Below are 19,313 nucleotides of genomic sequence, written 5' to 3'. Positions count from 1 at the left end.
GCTGGTGGGGCAGTGTGCTTAGGCGTTAAGCGATGAGCGAGGTGTCAGCTGCGTCATGCTTCTCGGCGTAGGCTGCGGCAGCCTCACGCACCCACGCGCCGTCGGCATGCGCTTGGCGACGACGCTGCATCCTCTGCACGTTGCAGGGGCCTTCGCCCTTGATGACGGCCTTGAACTCGGACCAGTCGAGCTCGCCAAAGTCATAGTGGCCGCGCTCTTCGTTCCACTTCAGGTCTGGGTCCTCGAAGTGCAGGCCAAGGGCCTCGGCCTGCGGAACAATCATGTCCACGAAGCGCTGGCGCAGCTCGTCGTTGGAGAAGCGCTTGATGTTCCATGCCATGGACTGCTTGGAGTTGGGGGAGTCATCATCCGGCGGGCCGAACATCTGCAGTGCTGGGCCGTAGAAACGGTTGATAGCTTCCTGCGCCATCTGCTTCTGCTCTGGTGTTCCGTGGGACAGCTCGTAGAGGATCTCCCAGCCTTGGCGCTGGTGGAAGGATTCTTCCTTACAGATGCGCACCATGGCGCGGCCGTACGGAGCATAGGAGGCGCGGCAGAGCGGAACCTGGTTACAGATGGCGGCGCCATCCACCAGCCAACCGATGGCGCCGATGTCGGCCCACGTGCGCGCCGGGTAGTTGAAAATTGAGGAGTACTTGGCGGTGCCGTCGAGAAGCTGTTGTACCAGCTCATCGCGCGGCGTTCCCAAGGTCTCCGCAGCGGAGTAGAGGTAGAGACCGTGACCGGCCTCATCCTGCACCTTGGCCATGAGGATGGCCTTGCGCTTGAGCGAAGGCGCGCGGCTAATCCAGTTGGCCTCTGGCTGCATGCCGATGATCTCGGAGTGCGCGTGCTGGGAAATCTGGCGCGTCAAGGTCTTGCGGTAGGCAGCCGGCATCCAGTCGGTGGGCTCGATGCGGGAGTCTTCGGCGATGAGCTCGTCGAAGCGCTGCTGTGCTTGTGCTTCATCCGCGGCTGGGACGGCTGCGAGTGTGTTCTCTGATGTGGTCATGGGAGGAAACGTTGCCTCTCTGCTCAGTGTCGGCTCGATAATACTTACTGACTGGTTGGTCAGTATATGGCGCAGGTGTGAGCTATGTCAACCGTGTTTGTGATCTGCGCCCTATTTCTGCGCGTTCGCTCCTAGCCCTGTGGCTGCGCGTTATTTTTTGCGGTTTTGTGGCTTGGCAGGAAGGACGCGAAATGTGCCGCGGAATTCGGCGATGGGATTTCCCTTGATACTGAGGGTGACATCGACGACGCCGTTGCGGCCCCAGGTTTGACGGGTAATTCCAACGCCGTCAACGACGTCCCCTTCGAAGGCTGGTGCAATGTAGTGAATCGAGTTGTGCGCGGCCACGGCCAGATCGCCGCCTGAATTGCAGGCGCCGGCGAAAATGGAATCGGCGAACATATACAGGTAGCCGCCCTGCGCTGTGCCGTGCCCATTGCACATTTCTGGGCGGATGGTGAAGTGTCCTTCGCACGTGCCGACGTCTAGCGCGGTAATCGTCGCACCAATCTCGGCGGTAGCGCGGTCACCATCGAACATGGTTCGCACGTGGGTAAATTCGGGGCCTTCGGCGACGCCGGGGGCAAGGATGGGATGTTCGGTGCTCATGGGGAAATTCTCCTTGGGAGGGGCCTTCCGCAATGCCACCGAGGGAGCAAACAAGGGGTGTGGTGACTCACTAGTCTAACGGTACGAAGTGCACTCTGCTTGAATGGACTGCGTGAATAAAGAGAAATCCATCGCTCGGGGCGCGGCCCGTGGCCGCCCCGGCTACTCCCGTGAAGATGTCATTCGTGCAGCTGTTCGCGTTTTTACCGCTCGCGGATACGACGCCACGTCGATGGACAACGTGGCGAGCGAATTAGGGATTTCTAAGTCCGCGCTCTACCACCACATCTCCTCAAAGGAGGAGATTTTGGAGCTTACGGTGGTGCAGGCGCTGAGCCGGCTAGAGGCGGTCGCGGAAGAGATGGCTGAAGCCGATGTGTCGGCGGGAGCAAAAGTGCGAGGGCTGTTGCGTGGCTCGATCGAAGTGTTGTGTTCCGATCCGAAGTCTGTAGCACTTCTGCTCCGGTTGCGGGGTAACTCCGAGGTGGAGCGTTCCGCTCTCGAGCGTCGTCGCATTCTGACGCGTTCTGTAATTCCGCTGGTTGCAGCAGCTCAGGAGGAGGGAGCCATCCGTTCCGACGTTGATGCCTCGCTGCTGACCCGCATGATTTTCGGAATGATTAACTCGACGTCCGATTGGTATGAGCCGGAGGGACGGCTTGATGCCGATGAATTGGCTGCCACCTTTGAAAGCGTCGTTTTTGGCGGTTTGGCCCCGCATGCAGTGAAAATGAAGTAGCCCTCAACATATAAACCGGTTTGGCGTTGTGGTTTTCTGGGGTGGAGCCTTATTTCGCCTAGGAAACTGCCACGACCTGCGCTAATGTGGCGCTCTTCAAAAACTTGGCCAAAATGTGTTGTCTATCACCGATGCAGTCTGTAGTGTACGTCACAAGGCTTACCAACCGAACGGTAAGTAAGTAACGCGCGACGTGCGTGTTGTACCTGCTAACCAACTTCTTGCAGCACTTTCGAGGGAGCTCAATGGGTGTGGTACCCCTCTCCCCGAAATGAAAGGTAAATAACGTGACCGCAACGTTTGACATTTTCTCTGACCACCATGGCCCTCAGATGGGGATCGAGTACGCTTCCCGCGACGAAATCATCGCGCTGCAAACTGCGCGCGCGAAGAACGAGTTGCGCCACGCGTACTACAACGTCCCTCACTACCGCCGTGCATTTGATGAAAAGGGCGTCCACCCGGATGACTTCAAGGAGCTTTCGGACTTTGCTCTGTTCCCGTTTACGGACAAAGAAACTCTCCGTGCGGAGTACCCCTTCGGGATGTTTGCTGTAGGGCAGAACCAGGTTTCCCGCATCCATGCATCCTCCGGTACCACTGGCCGTCCGACAGTTGTGGGCTATACCGAAAATGACGTGCGCATTTGGGCAGAGCTCGTGGCGCGCTCGCTGCGGGCAGGAGGCTTGCGTAAGAGCGACAAGGTTCAGATTACGTTTGGTTACGGCTTGTTCACTGGCGGCCTCGGTGCCCACTATGGTGTCGAGGCCTTAGGTGCCACCGCAATTCCGACCTCCGGCGGTCAAACGGAGCGCCAGATTCAGATCATGCAAGATTTCCAGCCGGACGCGATTTTGGGCACCCCGTCTTACGTGCTTAACCTCCTTGACCGAATGCGCAAGGAAGGTTTGGACCCGCGTGAGTCCTCCCTGCGCGCTGGTGTCTTTGGTGCCGAGCCTTGGAGTGAGGGAATGCGCCGTGAACTCGAGGAAGGCTTTGGCATCACGGCGACTGACATTTATGGCCTCTCTGAAGTGATGGGCCCAGGCGTGGCTCAGGAGTGCGTGGAGACCAAGGATGGCCTGACTGTCTGGGAGGACCACTTCTACCCGGAGATTATTGATTCGGAGACCATGCAGCCTGTTCCGGATGGAGAGTACGGCGAATTGGTCATTTCCTCCCTGACCAAGGAGGCCTTCCCGATCATCCGCTACCGCACTCACGACATCACCCGCTTGCTCCCGGGTACCGCGCGTTCGATGCGCCGCATCGACCGTATCTCCGCTCGTAACGACGACATGATTATCCTGCGCGGCGTGAACTGTTTCCCGTCGCAGTTCGAGGAGATCATCACCGAGGACCGCTTGCTTCGCCCGCGCTATCAATGCGTGCTGAGCAAGCGCGGCCGCATGGACCATCTCACCCTGGTGGTTGAGCACTCCTCGGAGGCGACCCCCGATCAGATCGACGCTTCTGCCGCGTGGCTGAAGAAACAGATCAAGGAGCGCATCGGCATCACCGTTGGCGTGGAAATCACTGATCACGTTGATTGCGGTGAAGGTAAGGCGAAGAGGATCGTCGACAACCGCGATAAGTAGTCCGTTCTCGGCTCTTCGGGCACGCCTAGTTCACCACATGACCCCTTCATTTACTGGCTTAACCGTATCCACTGTGCTTCTGCACCCATAGAGAAAAGAATCCCACTATGTCTGCACCAGTCACCCAACAGCCTGCTCAAGGGCCGGGAATTACCACAGAGCACAAGCGTGTGCTCGCCGGCTCGATGGTCGGTACCACCATTGAGTGGTTCGACTTCTTCATCTATGCCCAGGCCGCCGGCCTGATCTTTGCTACCCAGTATTTCGATCCGGTTTCCAATGAAAGCGCCTCGTTGGCGCAGATCATTTCCTGGGCTTCGCTGGGCATTTCCTTCCTGTTTCGACCACTTGGTGCAATCTTGGCCGGGCACTTGGGTGACAGGCTAGGCCGCAAGCCGGTCCTCGTGGTCACGCTGGTTGGCATGGGCCTAGCCACCATGCTGATGGGTGTGCTGCCCACTTACGCATCCATCGGAATGGCTGCACCTATCTTGTTGGTGGTGCTGCGTGTTCTCCAGGGGCTCTCTGCTGGTGGCGAATGGGGAGGTGCAGCGATGCTGTCGGTAGAGCATGCACCTGCAGGAAAGCGCGGACTATTTGGAGCGTTCCCCCAGGTAGGCGTGCCTCTCGGAATGTTCCTTGCCACCATCTTCATGCTGGTGCTCTCCACCTTTTTGACCCCGGAGCAGTTCCTTGCATGGGGTTGGCGCATTCCGTTCTTGTCCTCTCTCGTGCTTATTCTCCTCGGCTACCTCATTCGTCGAGCGGTAGAGGAGTCGCCGGCCTTCGCGGAAATGGAGGAGCTTAAGGAAAAGTCCACCGCACCGCTCGCGGTCCTGTTCAAGGGGCACCTAGGAACCGTCATCAAGTGCGCGGTCATCTTTGCAGCTAACAACGCTATTGGTTATTTCGTTATCGCCTACTTCACCGCCTATGGAACGAAGGTGGTGGGCTATACACGCCCGCAAGCTCTTGCGGTAGCCCTCGTTGCATCGATTGGCTGGTTCTTTGGAACGTTGTACTTCGGCCACCTGTCCGACAAGGTTGGACGCCGCACGACCTTCATTGGTGGTTATGTCGTCCTAGCGTTGTACATCACCCCAGTATTCCTAGCGGTCGATTCAGGCAACGTACATCTGTTCGGCGCAGCTGTGTTCTTGCTGGGCGTCATCTTGGGCGCGAGCTACGGCCCGCAATCAGCGATGTATGCAGAAATGTTCCCGGTTAAGGTGCGCCTTTCGGGCGTGTCCATTGGCTATGCCTTCGGTTCGATTATCGGTGGCGCCTTCGCCCCGATGATTGCGGAGATGCTTTATACCAAGTTTGAGACCTCCATGGCCATCGCTGCCTACGGTGTCGCTATTTCGATCGTCTCCCTCATCGGCGTGCTCGCTGTCCCCAAGGGGATTCAGGACCGCGACCTGCACGTCTAGTCGCACTCTGAACTTCTCAGGCTCGATACCCCTCATCGCTCGGTTTTCTTTCAGGACTCGTTGTTCCGAAAGGCAAGGCTGGGTGCCGAGGGGTTTCGGCGGTTTTAGCGATCGAGTGATGTGAAGCCTAGGGGGGTAAAAAATGAGACACAATTCTCAAAAAAGGGTACCTATTGGTCAGCAGGTAGTATAAACTCCTCGCTAATACTCGTCCGCATGTGGATGCTGAAGGTTCTTCTTTCAGGCTCATGCGGACGGGATGTGCTCTACAAGAAGGTGCTCTCATGTCCTCAACAACCACGACAAAAACTACGTCAACGCGCGATACGTTTAACACCCGCTTCGTCTTCCTTATGGCTGCTATTGGCTCCGCTGTGGGCCTGGGTAATATTTGGCGCTTCCCCTACGTTGCTTATGACAACGGCGGTGGCGCCTTCCTCATCCCGTACATGGTGGCGCTGCTGACCGCGGGTATTCCGATTCTCTGGTTTGACCTAGCCATTGGCCACCGCTTCCGTGGTTCAGCACCGCTGGCCTTCCGTCGCATCGGCAAGAGCTGGGAAGGCGTTGGCTGGTTCAAGGTCGGCGTGAACTTCTTCATTGCGATCTACTACGCCGCCATCATTGCCTGGGCGGCGTTGTACACCGTGAAGTCGGTAAAGCAGGCGTGGGGTGACGATCCTGCCACCTACTTCATGAGTGATTTCCTCCAAGCAGACCCAGAGGCCACTTATTCCGGCGACGTTGTTCCCTCCATCCTCATCGTCATGATCCTCGTGTGGATCATCTGCATTGCGACCTTGGCCACGAGCATTAACGAGGGAATTGGCAAACTGACGTCGATCTTCTTGCCGGTGTTGGCCGTCATGTTCATCATCCTTGTGGTGCGCGCATTCTTCTTGGAAGGCGCTACGGTGGGCTTGAACGCCTTCTTTACTCCGGACTGGTCCGTACTGAGCAACCCCTCAGTGTGGATTGCGGCCTACGGTCAGATCTTCTTCTCACTGTCCATCGGCTTCGGCATCATGATCACCTACGCGTCTTACCTCAAGCCGCGTACCAACCTCACGAACACCGGCCTGGTTACCGCCTTTGCGAACTCCTCCTTCGAGGTCCTCGCCGGCATTGGTGTCTTTGCCACCTTGGGTTACATGGCAGCGCAGCAGGGCGTGGCCGTGGATGAGGTGGCCTCTTCCGGTATCGGCTTGGCATTCATCGCCTTCCCGACCATCATCAATCTCATGCCGCTGGGCGGACTCTTCGGTGTCCTCTTCTTCGGCTCGCTTTTCCTAGCTGGCGTGACCTCGTTGATTTCCATCATGGAGGTCGTGGTTTCCGCAGTGGCCGATAAGTTCGATGTGTCACGCCGGGTATCCGCGATTTCCGTCGGCAGCGTCATGGCGGTTCTGTCCTGCTTCCTGTTCTCCACGTCCTCCGGGCTGGTGACGCTGGACATCATGGATAAGTTCACCAATAACCTGGGTATCGTCTTTGGCTCTATCTGCGCGCTGATTGTGGTGGGGTGGATTACCGGCCGTCGCCGTGAAATCCAGCAGCACCTCAACGCCGTGTCCCAGTTCAAGGTTGGTGGCTTCTGGCAGATTCTCACCTTCGTGGCTACGCCGCTGCTTCTGGTGTACTTCCTTGTCAACGAGATTCTCACCATCGCGCGCGAAGGTTATGAGGGCTATGCCTCTATCCAGATTGGGCTCTTTGGGTGGGCAGCCCTCGGCCTCATCCTGCTGGGAAGCCTGCTCATGCCGCTCGTAGCTTTCCGCGGCAACAAGTACCTCGACGGCATGGAGACCTCGGATTACGGCGTCCCAGTAGGCGGCCGCCCAGCAGGCACCCCGAACCCGCTGGCTGCTGGCACCACGGCAGAAGCTACCGCCGAGACTGCCGACGTAACAGGACACAATGCCGTGCCCGTTTCAGGTCAGAAATAACAACTAGTAGGAAAGGAGAATGATCATGACTACCAGCGCAATCCTGCTCTTTATCCTCTTCGTCGTCGTCATCTGGGGTGGACTAGTGGTGTCCTCCATGTGGCTGGCCCGCACTGATGATGACACTTCGGGTGAGCTGGGCTCCGCCCCCGGCACGGATGACGAAGCCCTGTCGCACCGCGTTCACTAGCGCAGTTAAATCTCCACCACCGTGCGGCCGTGGCGGGTGCCGGCACGCAGTTCCTTGGCGGCCGTGGCGACGGCGTCGAGCGGCACGGTTTCCGTAATGGAGTGCAGCAGGTCGAGGTCCAGGTGGTCGTCGAGAAGCTGCCAAGCAGCCTCACGCACCGCGCGCGGAGCGTCGACAGAATTGCCGCCCGCCAGCACGATGCCACGCAGGATGAACGGCAGCACCGAAGCCGGCAAGTCTGGGCCGGCCGCCATGCCGGTGGCTGCGACAACACCGCCCCAGCGCACCTGCGCCAGAACGTTAGCTAGAACAGTAGAGCCGGCGGTGTCGATGGCGCCGTCGTACAGCGCCTTTTGCAGCGGGCGCCCAGTTTCCGAGAGCGCAGCGCGGTCCAGAATGTGATCGGCGCCTAGCCGGGTGAGGTACTCCGATTGGGAGTCCACGCGGCCAGTCACGGCGGTGACCTCGTAGCCGGCAGACTTGAGCAATTGCACGGCGATGGAGCCCACGCCGCCTGTCGCGCCGGTGACGAGGATGTGACCTTCCGTCGTGCCGTGCGTGCGCAGCTGGTTCACGCAGATAGCTGCGGTGTAGCCGGCGGTGCCGATTGCCGCAGCATCGTGGGCGCTGAAGCGCTCCGGAACGGGGATGGTGGCCTCACCGTTGACACGCTGCTGGGTGGTGTAGCCACCGTGGCGGAACTCGCCCAGGCCGTCGCCGAAGGCTGCGACGAGCTGGCCCGGTTTCAAACGCTCATCCGTGGTTTCTTCCACGGTGCCGACGACGTCGATGCCGGGCACGAGCGGGTCAATGCGCATGACGCCCTTATCGCCCTCCAAGGCCATGGCGTCTTTGTAGTTGAGGGAGGAATACTGAACATTGACCAGCGTGTCCCCTTCTGCCAGAACCTGCTCGTCCTGGAAAGTCTGGGAAACGCCGGACTCGGTGCGGGTGACAATTAGTGTGCTCATGCGCACTATCCTACCGACACTGTGAAGCAGCCTCTTAGCAGCAAATGTACTAGGAACTTGTCAGCTTTTCCTCTTACAGTGTCCTCCATGAGCACCACAGAGCTTCGCCACTCTCGAAACCGGCTTGCGTCCGTGCCGGATCCGTACCGGCATGTGCTTCGCGACGCCCTCCTAGTCACCCTCCTCGCCCTTGTCACCGTGGGGCTAGCCACGCTGGGCAAGCCCTTCATGGAGATCCCGGGAGTCGTGGATGGCTCTGCCCATGCGGTACGCAAGGTGAACCTGCACCTCTTTGGCGGTTTTGAGACGGCCTCGGTGTGGTATGGAGCGTGGAGCGATCTCTTTGGCAACATCCTTCTATTTATGCCCTTTGGTGCGGCCGTGTACGTGGTGGGGCGCTCTCTGCGCCGGATTCGCTGGGGTCTCGGCGGAGCACTACTGGCAGGTCTCATGGTGAGCCTGGGGATTGAAACTGCCCAGTACGTCTTCTGCCTAGGCTTTAGCGATATTGATGATGTCCTTTACAACACCGTGGGCAGTGTTCTGGGGGCACTTCTTATGGCGCGGTTGAGCCGTGAGGCACGAATGAAAATCCTGCAACGCCTTGGCTTTCTCCTAGCACTGGCGGCGGTGGTACTCAGTGGAGCCATGCTGCTGAACTAGGCGTTTCCTAACTTATGCGTTCGGCGTGAGCCGAACGCGTTCAGTAACGTCAGCCGCGACCTGTCGAGCATATGGAGAGACACCGGTAATCGTGGCCGAACCAGGACCAGTCCACGAGCCGTAGCCCACGGGGAAGAAACCTTCCACCGTGGGTTTTCCTTCTGCTAAAAGTCCGGAAAAGGGGCGCAGGGCAGGCCTAAAACCGGTGGCCCAGATGAGATCACTAAAGCCCTGCTCGGTGAGTTCATCGAGGGAATCGAACATCGGGGTAGCGCCCAACAGCCCGCTATCCCGGGCCTTGAGGACGGGTGGCACCATGACGATATCGCCGAGCTCCGACTCCGATCCGGGATCAGGTTCCCCTTTTGCTAAGGCGAGCATGCGCTGCCGGTTGCGGCTAAAGAGCACGCGGCCATCCACGTCATCCGGCATCCACCGCGGCGGATGCGTGGTAAACCACGTGGTGTCCACGCCTTCCAAGGCAAGCTCGGCGGCGATTTGGGCACCCGAGTTGCCTGCGCCCACGACGGCGACGCGCTGGGTTTCTGGCTGCGCGCCGGGGAGAAACGGTGCGGGTCCGGGGTAGTTCGCCGTGTGCCATTGGCGGCCCGCAAACGCGCCGGGGTAGAAGGGGATAAAGGGCGCGGACCACGTGCCGGTGGCGGCCACGACGGTGCGGGCGCGGAACTCCTCGTGGGCGGTGGAAAGGTGGAAGAAGGGGGCGTCGTATAGCACGGCGGTGACCTCGACGCCATGCCGAACCGGCAGGTCATAGCGCTCTTCGTAACGAGTGAGGTAGTCGACCACATGGGTTGCCGGCGGAAACCCGGGGTAGTGCGGCATGGGCCAGCCGGGAAGAGTGGAGGACTCAGCATCGCTAAACAGCGTCAGCGAGTCCCACACGTGCTGCCAGGCACCGCCGGGGGAAGGGTTGGCGTCGAGGATGAGAAAGTCGAGCTTCTTTTTGCGCAAGTAGTAGCCGGTGGCGAGGCCTGATTGGCCACCACCGACGACGATGCAATCGTAGGTATGCATCGGCTTAAATGAGTTTGCGCTCGCGGGCAGCGGACACCGCAGCGGTACGGGTCTCCACTCCGAGCTTTTGATAGACGTGAATAAGGTGGGTCTTCACCGTGGCCTCCGAGATGAACAGCTCCTGCGCAATCTGCTTATTGGACTGGCCGGTGGACAGTGCCTGAAGAATCTCCAATTCACGGGCAGAGAGTGCCGTCTCCGGCTGGGCTAGGCGCTCCGCCAGGAGGTTGGTGACCTCGGGGGCTAGGGTGCGCTTTCCGGCGGCGGTATCGAGCACGGCTGTGTGCAGGGCTTCCTCAGGAGCGTCTTTCAACAGGTAGCCCATCGCCCCGGCCTCCACTGCGGCGAGGATATCGGCTTGCGTGTCGTACGTGGTGAGGATCAAGACCGGCGGTCCGTTGAGTTCACGCACGCGCCGGGTGGCGGCAATGCCATCGACATCTGGCATTTGGATATCGCAGACGACTACGTCGATCGGGGGGACGTCGTCAAGCAGCAGCTTCTCCACTGCCGAACCGTCAGAGCCTTCCAGCACCACATCAATGTCGTGGAACGTGTTGAGAATGGCGCGCAGCCCGGCGCGGACCACGGGGTGATCATCGATGAGCATCACGTTAACCATTGCGGCTGCTTCCTGTTGGGATTCGCACCGCGAGCGCGGTGCCGGCCGGTGAGGATTCTACCTGGACGCTGCCACCAACGCTGCGAACACGCTGCTCCAAGCCGGTCAGGCCGAAGCCTTGTGGGCCGTCGATGCCGCGGCCATCGTCGACCACGTCCAAGGTGATCTCATCTGTGAAAGCGCCCAGCGTGACCACTGCGCGGTCGGCGTCGGCATGTTTCATCACGTTGGTTAGGCCCTCGCGCGCGGAACGCAGAATGACGTGGTGGAGCTCGGTAGGCACCTCGCCGCGGCCGGTGAGTTTGAGGCTCAACTGCGTGCGCAGGCCCAGACCGTGTGCCTGGGCCTGGAGCTCATCTACCAGTGCGCGCAGACCTTCATCGATGGAGGAGGTTGGGGCGGCGAGTTCTTTGACGAAGCGACGAGCTTCCGCGAGGTTGTCCTTGGCCACCTTCTCAATGAGTTCGAGCTGTGCGGTGGTCTCCTCCGGGTCCGTGCTGTTCTTGGCAGCGCGGCTGAGCAGCACGATGGAGGATAAACCTTGGGCCACGGTGTCATGAATCTCCCGGGAGAGCCGCTCGCGTTCTTCGAGGCGGCCTGCTTGGTGCTCGGTGGCGGCCAGTTCCTCCTGTGTTTCACGCAGTTGCTTGGCGACGGCCGCGTGGTGCACCGCCTCCGCCTGAATCTTGCGGGCAGCGTGGTAGACGGCCACGGCGAAACAGGTGCCGATGAAGGGGCCGATGGCCGCGGCCGCCGTCCATGCTTGGGGGTGCAGCCAGGCGGGGATGAAGGCGGCGATGGCCCACAGCACAACGCTGGCGAGGATGCCAGGCCAGAAGGGGAGGGCATGGACAAAGACGAAGACCAGCGGAAATTCCATCCACATGAAGTCTTGGGCATGCACCATGAGGCCGATCCACAGCAGGCAGAGCGCAGCGAGCCACAGCGTGGTGGGTACGGGCTTGGCGGGCTTGCGGGCAGCGTAGGCCACGAAGCCGGCGTAGACCACGGCGAGGGCAATCGAGAGCCCGAGGACTCGGGCATCGAGCCGGTTATCGGCCCAGGCGCGGAGTACGCCGAAGACCAGCAGGAATCCAAACATGACGTGGAGGCCAACGGTCCACAGGCTGTTTCGCATCATCACGCCGAACCAGCTTATCGCCTCAGCGGTTGAGGCCGAATCAACCAACTGGTTGAGTGAAGGTTCAACTAGGTACCCGATTACTTTCTCTTCGCGCGTGAGCAGTATGAATACTATGTTCCTTGCATTGAGAGAGATAGTCACCGCGCGCGGTCGTTTCTTCCTGATCGGCGGCGTCGTGGCTCTAATTACGTTGTTGCTCGTTATGCTGTCCGGCCTGACCCAAGGCCTGTCCAAGCAAAATACGTCCGCCCTGGAGGCGCTCGGTGAAAACACCCCGAACGTGACGTTTTCTACCGAGGACCCGTCCTTTACGGAATCGGAAATCTTCGCTGAAGACGTCACCGACGGCGCTATCCCGCTGGGCGCTACCCAGACCAAGCTCGATGGCCAGGGCGGCGTAGCTGTCTTCGGCCTGCCGGCTGGCACTGAGATCCCCGGTACGGACACCCTCATCCCGGACCGCGGCATGGTTCTGAGCGAATCTATCGACGAGGAGATGAACGCGCCTTCCCAGGCCACGCTCGGTGGCGTGGATCTGGACGTGCGCGGCGCGGTGCCGGATGAGTACTACTCCCACTCCCCGGTCGTATGGGTAGACACCGCCACCTGGCAGAAGGTGTCCCACGCCCGCGAAGGCATGGTCGGTGTTGCCCTGTTGAGCGCGGAACCGACTGATAGCTCCGTCTCGATGGCTAAGGCCCTGTCTGGCCTGCCGGCTTACAGCTCGGAGCGCGGTTCCCTGCTCACCATGCAGGCATTCCTTTACGGTATTTCCGCCCTGGTGACCATTGCTTTCCTCAGCATCTGGACCATCCAGCGCACCCGTGACCTGTCCATCCTGCGCGCGCTTGGTGCCAGTGTGAAGTACCTGCTCAAGGACGCTATCGCGCAGGCCGCCATCATCCTGGCGATGGGCGTTGGAGTAGGTGCCTTCATCGGTTGGCTGCTCGGCATTGCTGCTCAAGGCGCCGTTCCTTTCGAGGTCTCCGTCATGACCGTTATCGTTCCGGCACTCGGCATCTGGCTGCTCGGCATTGCTGGCGCCTTCCTCGCTACCCGCCGCGTATCCAAGATCAATCCGCTCGACGCCCTAGGAGGCAACGCCTAATGACTACCACTGCTACTCCTGCTCTGTCCCTTCGCGACATCGTGGTGACCTACCCCGACGGCGAGTCCCGCGTCACCGCCCTCGATGGCGTGAGCCTGGACGTGAAACCCGGTGAGCTCACCGCCGTCATCGGCGAGTCCGGCTCTGGCAAATCGACCTTGCTATCCGTAGCCGCCGGCCTCATCGAGCCTGATTCCGGAACCGTCGAGATGCACGGCACCCGCGGCCTCATCTTCCAGCAGGCCAACCTCATTGCATCTCTGACCGCGCGTGAGCAACTACTCATCATCGACCACATGGAAGGCCGAAAGCCACGCCAGGATCGTGCCGATGAGCTCTTAAGCTTCGTGGGCCTTGAGGACTTTGGTAACCGCCGTATGAACCAGCTGTCTGGTGGTCAGCGCCAGCGCGTCAACATTGCCCGCGCTCTTATGGGCCAGCCGTCCGTGTTGCTGGCGGACGAGCCGACCTCTGCCTTGGACTCCAAGCTTTCGCGTGAGATTGCCAAGCTTCTGCGCGGTGTTACCGAAGACTTCGACACCGCAACCCTGTTCATTACCCACGACCGTAGCCTGCTTGATTACGCTGACCGTGTCCTCGAAGTCAAGGATGGCAAGGTTTCCGCCTACTCGGAGGTCGCGGCCTAGCCCTCGCTATTAATTCAAGGAACTAATTTTCCTTCTCACTGCCCGAACTAGGCGTGTACGGAGTACATTAGTACTTCGATATGCTTCGACCTCGCCGCCCACGGGTAACCCCTACCGACTATGAGCGCATGCAGCAATGGACCCCGCTGCATGCGCTCATGTTGACGATTACCATCGCTGCCTGCGGTGTCTTCATCGTCGGCGCTCGCCGCGTTAAAGGCACAAGCCGTGAAAAGTTCATTCGCCAGATGGTCGGCTGGGTCCTTTTGGTCCTCGGCACCGCATGGACAGTTATTTCTCTGGACCCCTCCCAATTCGATATCCGGGAGTCCCTCCCGCTGCACCTTTGTGACGTGCTGCGTCCCATCTTGGCGCTCGGCCTTATTACCGGCAACGAGCATGCCCTCACCCTGACGTATTTCTGGGGCATCATCCTTAACCCGCAGGCCATCATCACCCCGGATGTCATCTACTACTTTGCCCCGCGCTGGCTGCGTTTTAGCACCTACTGGTTCTTCCACATCGTGGCCCTCGCCGTGCCGTTGGGTCTGACCTTTGGCTTAGGCTATCGGCCGACGTGGAAAGGCTACCGCTTTGCCGTGAAGGTCACGCCCATCTGGATGGCCATCGCCATGGCGGTCAACGCCAAGACAGACGGCAACTACGGCTTCCTCAACCACGCGCCGGGCAGTCCCTCCATCATCAACCTGCTGGGTCCCTGGCCTGGCTACATCGCGGCAGAGACTCTTGCCGTCGCGGCAGCATGGGCCGGAATGACGTGGCCGTGGGAAAACACCTCGCTGCGTCGCGGAACCGTGCCGGTGGGCACTCGGGGACTGCTGCGCAAGTCCGTCGGTACTGCGTCCGGGATCCTGCGCCGGGCCACTGTACGTTTTCGTAAATAGTGGCCCGCAAATCGCGAAATTCTAGGGCTTCGTTGCGAAAACGTACCAAGACGGCGGCGGCCAGGTACGGATCGATCAAATAAGGCCCCAGATCTTCGGATTTTTGGGGTGCTATTTGATCGAAACGTACTTAGTAGCGGAGCTAGCGCTCCGCGTTGAGGAGCCGGGCAATGGCCTGTGGGATGGCTGCGGCGATCTGGGAGGACGAGCAGGGCGCGAAGCCGTCGGGGGTTTCGGCCGCGATGGCCGCCGCGTGCGCGTGGATGGCCCCGGCGTGGAGAACTTCGGTGATGATTTCGGTGGGGGACGGGGAGGAAGCGGTGGCGGAAAGCTGGGCGATGACCGCGCCGAGGATCCCGGAGAGCACGTCGCCGGAGCCGGGAGTCGCGGCATAGGAATGGCCGGAATTGAAGGAGTACAGCGGCTGGCCGGGTGCGGTGACGCGGGTGAGGCGGCCTTTGAGCAGGATGATGCTGTTCAGTTCCTCGGCTAGCTCGCGGAGGGCGCGGCTCCAGCCGGTAGCCGCATCGGGCGAAGAGCCGAAGGTGGCCTCGTACAGGCGGGTGAACTCGCCTTCGTGCGGGGTGAGGATGGTCAGCGGATGATCGGTGACGAGCTGGCGCAGCGAGGTGTTCTGGGCTAGGAGGGTAAGGGCGTCGGCATCGATAACGGTGGGCAGGCCTTGTGCCAGTACCTTTCGCAGTTCGGTGGCCGCCGCCGAATCGGTGCCGCGGCCGGGACCCACGACCCACGCCTGGGCGCGCCCAGCGGAGACGACATCGGGGTGGCAGACCAGCTCGGGGAGAAGCGCGGTAATGGTGTTATCGCCGATGAAGCGCACCATCGACGGCGTGGCACGCACCGCCGCGGTGGCGCAGAGGATGCCTGCGCCCGGATAGGTCTCACTGCCGGCGGCCAGGGTGACGACACCGCCGGAATACTTATCTGAGTGCGCGCCCGGCGTGGGATCGACGATGGGTCCGGTGCAGCCCACCGGCCCGGGGCGGGAAGCACGACCGCCCGGGAGCTCGAGCTCGCCAGCGGTCCACTCCCAGGCGGAGGCAATAGTGGGTTCGTGGGCGAGGAAGCCGACGGGTTTGCCGAGTTCAGCCAGAGTCTCAGCGAAGGAAGGTGCGCCGGGTAAGAAGAGGTCGGAGACCACCACCTGTCCGCATTCGGCAGCCAGTGCGTGGCCCAGGCGCGGCGAGCCGAAGGTGATGGTGACATTGGCCTCGACAGCATCCGCGGCGGCAACGCCGGTATCGGCATCAACACCTGTGGGCATATCGACGGCGACAACGGGCACGCTGGTAGCAGTGGCCTCGCGGTAGAGCGACAGCGCGGCGCCGGTCAGGCCGCGGGCGGAACCGAGGCCCGCGATAGCGTCGATAAGCAGTGCGGTGCCTGTCGGCAGCGCGGACATAGGAGGAAGGACCGTGCCACCCGCGGCGAGGAAGGCCTCCAGTGCTGCCTCGTGGTGCTTCTCGGGGACTAGGGCATGGACGGTGATACCACGCTCGGCCAAGAGCGCGCCGGCAAAGAGTCCATCGCCGCCATTGCCGCCCGGGCCAGCGAGGATGACTACCGCGCCGGGGTGAGCAGCCAGCATCGAGGTGGCAGCTTCCGCCACCGCTGCGGCGGCAAGTTTCATGAGCTGATCCGGCTCCGATTGCTGGGCTAGAAGCTGCTCTTCAGCAGCACGAACAGTGGCAACGGTATAAGCAGGGCGCATACCCTACGAGTCTAGCCCTGGCAGGTAGGGCACCAGAAGAGGTTGCGGCCCTGCATGACCTTCTCCTGTATCTCCGTGCCGCAGACATGGCAGGGCTGCCCGGCGCGGCGGTAGACGTAGACCTCGCCGCCGTGGTCATCCTTGCGGGGCTCGCGGCCCATGGCCGCCGGGGTATGGGCTTCGCGGACCGTATCGATGCGACCGTGCTCCACGCCGTAGTCCATGAGTTCCACCAGGTCCGCCCAGATGGCGTCGAATTCCGCGCGGTCGAGCTGGCTGCCGGGGATGAAGGGGGAAAGCTCCTGGCGGAAGAGGGCCTCGGCGCGGTAGATATTGCCCACGCCCGCAAAGAGGGCTTGGTCCATGAGCTGTGCACCGATGCTGCGTTTCGAGGCGTGCACCCGGGCCCACAGGGAGTCTGGGTCGGCGTCGGCGCGGAGTGGATCCTGGCCCACCTTCGCCACCTTGGCCTGGTATTCCTCCTCGGTAATAAGAGTGCAGAACTGCGGTCCGCGCAGGTTGGTGGCGGTAGTGCCGTTGTCGAGGCGCAGCCGGATCTGGCCCCACACATCAGCAGAGGGCTCGAAGCGTAGTGAACCGATGAGGCCCAGGTGGATGTAGATGACGTGGCGTGGATCTTCGGCATCGAAGTGGAGGAAGAGGTGCTTGCCAAAGGCTTCGGCGAGGGTGAGTGGGGAGGCGTCGACAAGCGCTGCTTCCGTGGCAAACCTGCCTTGGGGGCTGCTCACGGCGAGCGGGGCAGTGCGGAAGTCCGCATTGAGTGTGCGGGCAAGGCGGTGAATGACGTGTCCCTCAGGCATGTCAGGAAGTCTACGCGGGGGCTGTGCTGCTGTAGACTTTCCGGGTACTACCCGTTGAACGGAAGGGCCTAAATATTATGGGGCGCGCACTCGGTTTTGACCGTGAAAAATACATTGAGCTGCAGTCGGAGCACATTAACGCTCGGCGCAAGGACATCGGCGGGAAGCTCTACCTCGAGATGGGTGGCAAGCTTTTTGATGACATGCATGCCTCCCGCGTGCTGCCCGGCTTCACGCCGGATAACAAGATTGCGATGCTGGAGCGCATCAAGGATGACGTAGAGATCCTCGTGTGCATCAACGCCAAGGACATTGAGCGCCAGAAGATGCGCGGTGACCTGGGCATCCTTTATGAAGATGATGTGCTGCGGCTTGTCGATGTTTTCCGGGACCGTGGCTTCCTGGTCAACAACATCGTCATGACCCAGTTGGAGGAAGGAAATAGTCAGGCGGAGGCCTTCATCGAGCGCTTGGAGCGCCTAGGCCTGACGGTGGCGCGCCACCGCATCATCCCCGGCTACCCCTCCAACATTGATCTCATTGTCTCCGACGAGGGCCTGGGCAAGAACGACTATGTGGAGACGTCCCGTGACCTCGTCGTGGTGACCGCGCCGGGCCCGGGATCCGGTAAGTTGGCCACGGCATTGTCGCAGGTGTACCACGAGAACCTCCGCGGGGTGCAGGCCGGCTACGCCAAGTTTGAGACCTTCCCTATTTGGAACCTGCCACTGGATCACCCGGTGAACCTGGCATACGAGGCTGCCACGGTGGACCTTAATGACGCGAATGTCATCGACCACTTCCACCTCTCTGCCCACGGTGAGTCCACGGTGAACTACAACCGTGACGTCGAGGCCTTCCCGCTGCTCAAGTCCCTGTTGGAGCGCCTCACCGGAACTGTTCCCTACCAGTCCCCGACGGACATGGGCGTGAACATGGTGGGCTTCTGCATTACTGACGACGAAGTCTGCCGCGAGGCCTCCCGGCAGGAGATCATCCGCCGTTACTTCAAGACCTTGGTGGAAGAGGCCCGCAACGGACTCGACAATACGCAGTCTGAGCGCGCGGCTGTGATTATGGCGAAGGCCGGCATTAAGGCCACCGACCGCCCCGTGGTGGAGCCGGCACGTCAGAAGGCAGAGGAGACCGAAGGTCCCGCATCGGCGCTGCAGCTTCACGACGGCACCATCATCACCGGCCGCACCTCCCCTCTGCTGGGTTGCTCGGCGGCTACCCTGCTCAATGCGCTGAAGCACCTGGCCGGCATCGACGACGAGCTGCACTTGCTCTCACCGGAGTCCATCGAGCCGATTCAGACTTTGAAGACCAAGCACTTGGGCTCGAAAAACCCGCGCCTGCACACCGATGAGGTGCTCATCGCCCTGTCAGTCTCCGCTGCGAAGGATGAGAATGCGCGCCGCGCCCTCGATGCATTGAAGGAACTGCAGGGCTGCGACGTCCACACCACCACCATCCTGGGGTCTGTGGATGAAGGTATCTTCCGCAACCTCGGCGTGCTCGTGACCTCCGATCCGGTCTTTGCCCGCAAGAGCGCGCTGTACCAGAAGCGTTAAGGCCTGTAGGGGCCAACCCGTCGTCCTGCGTCGACCTCGCTGCATACACTTTGCTATTTCTGTAGCTCACTCTGAAAATGAGGCGGTTCACTGATCAAAGTGATGTCCTCAGTGATAAAAGTGAACTCCTCACTTATTAAAAATGTGCTCTCACTGTAAAAAGTCAGGGGCGTCAGTTTTAAAGTGAAGAAAATAGCTGTGGGAGGCGCGTGCAGTGACGGTATGGAATGCCGAAAACTTCAGTGATGAAGATATCAACGCGATTGTCCAACGCCTGCGTGCGCAAGGTAGTGATGACAATGACTGTGAGGCTAAAGCAGCGGTAGGAAAACTCAACAAGGACGTCTGGAATACTGCCTCGTAATCAATTCATTGCTAAGACATTGTCCTATGTTCCGGCAAGAGACAAAGGAACAATCGCAGAAAACCAAGGAGTTGTATTCGCCGAATGCAAGCGGCAATGAAGCAGCATGGCCTGCCGTAACCACAATTCAAAATCGAAATAGGTGCCTTTACCGTGGTGCTGCATCGACACGGTCTGTTGAATCCTGAAGCCCAGCGATG

At 60.5% G+C, this 19,313-nt stretch carries 19 protein-coding genes; 11 read left to right on the top strand and 8 right to left on the bottom strand.

All coding sequences use genetic code 11. The annotated features are described in order from the left end of the window. Positions 1 to 25 precede the first annotated feature (25 nt). Positions 26 to 1,012 carry a 1,2-phenylacetyl-CoA epoxidase subunit PaaA gene (gene paaA, locus I6J26_RS05550; protein ID WP_115024083.1) on the bottom strand — a complete coding sequence of 329 codons (987 nt, stop codon included), beginning with the start codon at positions 1,010 to 1,012 and terminating at the stop codon, positions 26 to 28. A 150-nt stretch (positions 1,013 to 1,162) separates the two neighbouring features. After that, positions 1,163 to 1,621 carry a hotdog fold thioesterase gene (locus I6J26_RS05545; RefSeq protein ID WP_115024081.1) on the bottom strand — a complete coding sequence of 153 codons (459 nt, stop codon included), beginning with the start codon at positions 1,619 to 1,621 and terminating at the stop codon, positions 1,163 to 1,165. Positions 1,622 to 1,724: 103 nt separating this feature from the next. Between I6J26_RS05545 and I6J26_RS05540 the strand changes: the two genes are divergently transcribed. The 5 genes from I6J26_RS05540 to metS all read left to right on the top strand — a co-directional run bounded on the left by I6J26_RS05540 (position 1,725) and on the right by metS (position 7,527). Further along, on the top strand, positions 1,725 to 2,360 hold the full coding sequence (locus I6J26_RS05540; RefSeq protein ID WP_115024078.1) for a TetR/AcrR family transcriptional regulator: 636 nt from the start codon (positions 1,725 to 1,727) through the stop codon (positions 2,358 to 2,360). A gap of 332 nt (positions 2,361 to 2,692) precedes the next feature. Next, positions 2,693 to 3,958, top strand: a complete 1,266-nt coding sequence (locus I6J26_RS05535; protein ID WP_395858317.1) for an AMP-binding protein — start codon at positions 2,693 to 2,695, stop codon at positions 3,956 to 3,958. A gap of 107 nt (positions 3,959 to 4,065) precedes the next feature. Continuing rightward, positions 4,066 to 5,391 carry an MFS transporter gene (locus I6J26_RS05530; protein WP_115024073.1) on the top strand — a complete coding sequence of 442 codons (1,326 nt, stop codon included), beginning with the start codon at positions 4,066 to 4,068 and terminating at the stop codon, positions 5,389 to 5,391. Between the two features lie 284 nt (positions 5,392 to 5,675). Further along, positions 5,676 to 7,337 (top strand): sodium-dependent transporter, encoded by a 1,662-nt coding sequence (locus I6J26_RS05525; protein WP_115024070.1) that lies wholly within the window; start codon positions 5,676 to 5,678, stop codon positions 7,335 to 7,337. 25 nt (positions 7,338 to 7,362) lie between these two features. Continuing rightward, positions 7,363 to 7,527 (top strand): methionine/alanine import NSS transporter subunit MetS, encoded by a 165-nt coding sequence (gene metS, locus I6J26_RS05520; protein ID WP_115024517.1) that lies wholly within the window; start codon positions 7,363 to 7,365, stop codon positions 7,525 to 7,527. 5 nt (positions 7,528 to 7,532) lie between these two features. Here the strand turns inward: metS and I6J26_RS05515 are convergent, their stop codons facing one another. Further along, a complete protein-coding gene (locus I6J26_RS05515) occupies positions 7,533 to 8,498 on the bottom strand; it encodes an acryloyl-CoA reductase (RefSeq protein WP_115024067.1) in 966 nt (321 codons plus the stop codon). An 87-nt stretch (positions 8,499 to 8,585) separates the two neighbouring features. On the opposite strand from I6J26_RS05515, the gene I6J26_RS05510 reads away from it, so the two are divergent. After that, the gene (locus tag I6J26_RS05510) at positions 8,586 to 9,161 is read left to right on the top strand and encodes a VanZ family protein (RefSeq protein ID WP_115024065.1); all 576 of its coding nucleotides are present in this window, start codon (positions 8,586 to 8,588) and stop codon (positions 9,159 to 9,161) included. A 12-nt stretch (positions 9,162 to 9,173) separates the two neighbouring features. On the opposite strand, the gene I6J26_RS05505 is transcribed toward I6J26_RS05510, so the two are convergent. From I6J26_RS05505 to I6J26_RS05495, 3 genes are read right to left on the bottom strand one after another with little or no spacing between them, the layout of a single operon-like run. After that, the gene (locus I6J26_RS05505; protein ID WP_115024062.1) at positions 9,174 to 10,196 is read right to left on the bottom strand and encodes an NAD(P)-binding domain-containing protein; all 1,023 of its coding nucleotides are present in this window, start codon (positions 10,194 to 10,196) and stop codon (positions 9,174 to 9,176) included. 4 nt (positions 10,197 to 10,200) lie between these two features. Next, a complete protein-coding gene (locus I6J26_RS05500; RefSeq protein WP_115024060.1) occupies positions 10,201 to 10,818 on the bottom strand; it encodes a response regulator in 618 nt (205 codons plus the stop codon). Further along, entirely contained in the window at positions 10,811 to 11,959 is a 1,149-nt protein-coding gene (locus I6J26_RS05495) for a sensor histidine kinase (protein ID WP_115024057.1), read from the bottom strand. The genes I6J26_RS05500 and I6J26_RS05495 overlap by 8 nt, the downstream gene beginning before the upstream one ends. Positions 11,960 to 12,074: 115 nt before the next feature. Between I6J26_RS05495 and I6J26_RS05490 the strand changes: the two genes are divergently transcribed. The 3 genes from I6J26_RS05490 (at position 12,075) to I6J26_RS05480 (ending at position 14,622) form a co-directional block, all read left to right on the top strand. Continuing rightward, positions 12,075 to 13,070 (top strand): ABC transporter permease, encoded by a 996-nt coding sequence (locus tag I6J26_RS05490; protein WP_115024055.1) that lies wholly within the window; start codon positions 12,075 to 12,077, stop codon positions 13,068 to 13,070. Then, positions 13,070 to 13,717, top strand: coding sequence for an ABC transporter ATP-binding protein (locus I6J26_RS05485; protein ID WP_115024053.1), 648 nt, complete (start codon positions 13,070 to 13,072; stop codon positions 13,715 to 13,717). The genes I6J26_RS05490 and I6J26_RS05485 overlap by 1 nt, the downstream gene beginning before the upstream one ends. A 128-nt stretch (positions 13,718 to 13,845) precedes the next feature. Further along, entirely contained in the window at positions 13,846 to 14,622 is a 777-nt protein-coding gene (locus I6J26_RS05480) for a TIGR02206 family membrane protein (protein WP_239121846.1), read from the top strand. A gap of 142 nt (positions 14,623 to 14,764) precedes the next feature. On the opposite strand, the gene I6J26_RS05475 is transcribed toward I6J26_RS05480, so the two are convergent. Further along, the gene (locus I6J26_RS05475) at positions 14,765 to 16,354 is read right to left on the bottom strand and encodes an NAD(P)H-hydrate epimerase (RefSeq protein ID WP_115024050.1); all 1,590 of its coding nucleotides are present in this window, start codon (positions 16,352 to 16,354) and stop codon (positions 14,765 to 14,767) included. An 11-nt stretch (positions 16,355 to 16,365) separates the two neighbouring features. Continuing rightward, positions 16,366 to 17,175 carry an Fpg/Nei family DNA glycosylase gene (locus tag I6J26_RS05470; protein WP_115024047.1) on the bottom strand — a complete coding sequence of 270 codons (810 nt, stop codon included), beginning with the start codon at positions 17,173 to 17,175 and terminating at the stop codon, positions 16,366 to 16,368. A gap of 77 nt (positions 17,176 to 17,252) precedes the next feature. On the opposite strand from I6J26_RS05470, the gene I6J26_RS05465 reads away from it, so the two are divergent. After that, positions 17,253 to 18,749, top strand: a complete 1,497-nt coding sequence (locus tag I6J26_RS05465; protein WP_115024044.1) for a DUF1846 domain-containing protein — start codon at positions 17,253 to 17,255, stop codon at positions 18,747 to 18,749. 214 nt (positions 18,750 to 18,963) lie between these two features. Continuing rightward, on the top strand, positions 18,964 to 19,113 hold the full coding sequence (locus tag I6J26_RS05460; RefSeq protein WP_181815415.1) for a hypothetical protein: 150 nt from the start codon (positions 18,964 to 18,966) through the stop codon (positions 19,111 to 19,113). Positions 19,114 to 19,313: the final 200 nt, after the last annotated feature.

Source organism: Corynebacterium minutissimum (genome assembly GCF_016889765.1).
GTDB lineage: Bacteria > Actinomycetota > Actinomycetes > Mycobacteriales > Mycobacteriaceae > Corynebacterium > Corynebacterium minutissimum_B.
The sequence above is the reverse complement of the archived record's forward strand: the minus strand, read 5'-3'. Positions and strand labels throughout refer to the sequence as shown.

What these genes read in the sequence shown, in the direction of transcription:
- I6J26_RS05530 (WP_115024073.1), top strand. Translation starts at nt 4,066, where the DNA reads ATGTCTGCACCAGTCACCCAACAGCCTGCTCAAGGGCCGGGAATTACC.
- I6J26_RS05525 (WP_115024070.1), top strand. Translation starts at nt 5,676, where the DNA reads ATGTCCTCAACAACCACGACAAAAACTACGTCAACGCGCGATACGTTT.
- I6J26_RS05465 (WP_115024044.1), top strand. Translation starts at nt 17,253, where the DNA reads ATGGGGCGCGCACTCGGTTTTGACCGTGAAAAATACATTGAGCTGCAG.
- I6J26_RS05515 (WP_115024067.1), bottom strand. Translation starts at nt 8,498, where the DNA reads ATGAGCACACTAATTGTCACCCGCACCGAGTCCGGCGTTTCCCAGACT.
- I6J26_RS05505 (WP_115024062.1), bottom strand. Translation starts at nt 10,196, where the DNA reads ATGCATACCTACGATTGCATCGTCGTCGGTGGTGGCCAATCAGGCCTC.
- metS (WP_115024517.1), top strand. Translation starts at nt 7,363, where the DNA reads ATGACTACCAGCGCAATCCTGCTCTTTATCCTCTTCGTCGTCGTCATC.
- I6J26_RS05475 (WP_115024050.1), bottom strand. Translation starts at nt 16,354, where the DNA reads ATGCGCCCTGCTTATACCGTTGCCACTGTTCGTGCTGCTGAAGAGCAG.
- I6J26_RS05495 (WP_115024057.1), bottom strand. Translation starts at nt 11,959, where the DNA reads ATGATGCGAAACAGCCTGTGGACCGTTGGCCTCCACGTCATGTTTGGA.
- I6J26_RS05470 (WP_115024047.1), bottom strand. Translation starts at nt 17,175, where the DNA reads ATGCCTGAGGGACACGTCATTCACCGCCTTGCCCGCACACTCAATGCG.
- I6J26_RS05485 (WP_115024053.1), top strand. Translation starts at nt 13,070, where the DNA reads ATGACTACCACTGCTACTCCTGCTCTGTCCCTTCGCGACATCGTGGTG.
- paaA (WP_115024083.1), bottom strand. Translation starts at nt 1,012, where the DNA reads ATGACCACATCAGAGAACACACTCGCAGCCGTCCCAGCCGCGGATGAA.
- I6J26_RS05500 (WP_115024060.1), bottom strand. Translation starts at nt 10,818, where the DNA reads ATGGTTAACGTGATGCTCATCGATGATCACCCCGTGGTCCGCGCCGGG.
- I6J26_RS05490 (WP_115024055.1), top strand. Translation starts at nt 12,075, where the DNA reads ATGTTCCTTGCATTGAGAGAGATAGTCACCGCGCGCGGTCGTTTCTTC.
- I6J26_RS05535 (WP_395858317.1), top strand. Translation starts at nt 2,693, where the DNA reads ATGGGGATCGAGTACGCTTCCCGCGACGAAATCATCGCGCTGCAAACT.
- I6J26_RS05545 (WP_115024081.1), bottom strand. Translation starts at nt 1,621, where the DNA reads ATGAGCACCGAACATCCCATCCTTGCCCCCGGCGTCGCCGAAGGCCCC.
- I6J26_RS05510 (WP_115024065.1), top strand. Translation starts at nt 8,586, where the DNA reads ATGAGCACCACAGAGCTTCGCCACTCTCGAAACCGGCTTGCGTCCGTG.
- I6J26_RS05540 (WP_115024078.1), top strand. Translation starts at nt 1,725, where the DNA reads ATGGACTGCGTGAATAAAGAGAAATCCATCGCTCGGGGCGCGGCCCGT.
- I6J26_RS05480 (WP_239121846.1), top strand. Translation starts at nt 13,846, where the DNA reads ATGCAGCAATGGACCCCGCTGCATGCGCTCATGTTGACGATTACCATC.